Origin of the sequence: Mesorhizobium kowhaii, from assembly GCF_042431665.1 — a bacterium.
Taxonomy (GTDB): domain Bacteria; phylum Pseudomonadota; class Alphaproteobacteria; order Rhizobiales; family Rhizobiaceae; genus Mesorhizobium; species Mesorhizobium kowhaii.
Genome location: NZ_JBHLYT010000158.1, coordinates 55,138 through 56,842, shown reverse-complemented (window position 1 = coordinate 56,842; position 1,705 = coordinate 55,138). Strand labels below are relative to the sequence as shown.

Annotated in this window: 2 protein-coding genes; both read right to left on the bottom strand. The window is 52.9% G+C overall.

The window, feature by feature from the left end:
* A partial coding sequence (locus tag ACFFNA_RS36755) for an FG-GAP-like repeat-containing protein (protein ID WP_378924929.1) occupies positions 1-1,093 on the bottom strand: 1,093 nt, incomplete at its 3' end.
* Between the two features lie 435 nt (positions 1,094-1,528).
* The coding region (locus ACFFNA_RS36750; RefSeq protein ID WP_378924935.1) for a Tn3 family transposase at positions 1,529-1,705 on the bottom strand (177 nt) is incomplete at its 5' end.

The window sequence follows — 1,705 nt, the reverse complement described above, 5'->3', positions numbered from 1 at the left end:
CCGAAGCGCCGGTGACGCTGAGGTGATCGGTCGTGTCCGGATCGCTGTCGTTGCCCAGAACGCTGATGACCTTGGAATGATCCTCATCGGTGGTGGCAACGTCGGCATTGGCGATAGGGCTATGGTTCGAGACGCTCTGGATAAATTCCCAAATTCCAGTCGAATTTTCCCCCGTCTCTATCAGGTCTACGGCTCCGTCTTTGTTTACGTCCACCGCAAGCAAGCCCGGCCAAACGTTCGCCGGCGCGGCGGGCCCAGAAACAGGAACTATGGTTTGGGCAAACGTGAAATTCCCTGTTCCGTCGTTTTGGTAAAGTTTAATACCGCCGTTATAGTCGGCGACGGCCAGGTCAAGTTTTCCGTCATGATTGAAGTCTCCAAGCGCAACTCCGGACGCGTAGGAACCCCCTGTAGTGTAGTAAGGGATTATCTGCTTGATTTGAAAATGGCCCTGCCCGTCTCCAAGCATGATTTCAAGGCTGTTGTTGTTAAGCGAACTCATCACGACATCGGCCAGGCCATCGCCGTTGATGTCACCTACAGCCAAGCCAAAATGCTCACTGTCCGAGGTGCCGGGTATTGCCGAAGAGATCAGCGGCTGGAATGTTCCGTTTCCATTACCTAGCAAAACGCCGACGGAATCAGTCGCAAGCGAAGGATTATACGAGGCCACCACCAGGTCCAGCTTACCGTCGTTATTGACATCCGTGGCAACAAGGTTGTCGCCATATTGGCCCGGATATTGAATCGCAACCGGCGCGCTAAAACCGCCCGTGCCATTGCCTTGCAGCACCTCAATCGTTTGATTGACGTACGAAGACGTTGCGATATCTAAATTGCCGTCTCCGTTGAAGTCGCCGAGTGTGACGCCCCCTGCGCCATTGGCGTAACCATTGATCGTCGGCAGGAAAATTACGGCATGGGTCGAGAACGTGCCACCTGCAGTCCCGAACATAATATCCAGTTGATTGGTGTCATAATTGCTGACCACCAGGTCTAGGATGCCGTCTTTATTTATATCTCCGGCAGAAAGACCCCAATGATAACCGCCTTGAGGCAACGAACCGGCAAACAGGACTGTGAAGCTATCCATTGCAATTTCCCCATTAACGCAGTTTGCATATTCCAAGGCAACCCATCGTTCCCGCCAAGGCAATACGTTCACACTGTTCGGGCGGCGTTAACCACTCAAACATCCACATCTCCAAGCTAGCCCGTAGAGTAGTAGCTCCCCAGCTTTTTTCTTTGAATATTAGCAATACCTGAATAAGCGCACGGAGTCCAATATTCAGATCAGAAAGTTGAGGCGGGCCGAAACGTGAAACAAAATAATAGCATGGTTGCCAGTGACGCCCGTATCCAGTCCATTTCGGTGCGGCCCAGACGATAGCGGCGGACCTGTCCGTCACAATCGGAACTCGAGATTGAGGCCTTGACGACACAGCACCCACTGCAGATTTCTGCGCAACCTGGGGTCAGGACAAGAGCTGTTCAAAATCTTGCGCTAAGGGCGAACGGGTCGTGAACTCTATGCTGCTCGATGGATTGGGGTCGGAAGTCTTAGCGATCGGAATCCTTCAGGCATTTGATGTTCCGCGTCCCAAGTGTAGATGCCGGTCAGGTTGATGTGCTCCCAACTCAACGGCGAGATGTGCTTCAGCAGATGATCCGGAATCTCGCGACGTGCACTGCGCAAATGGGCAAT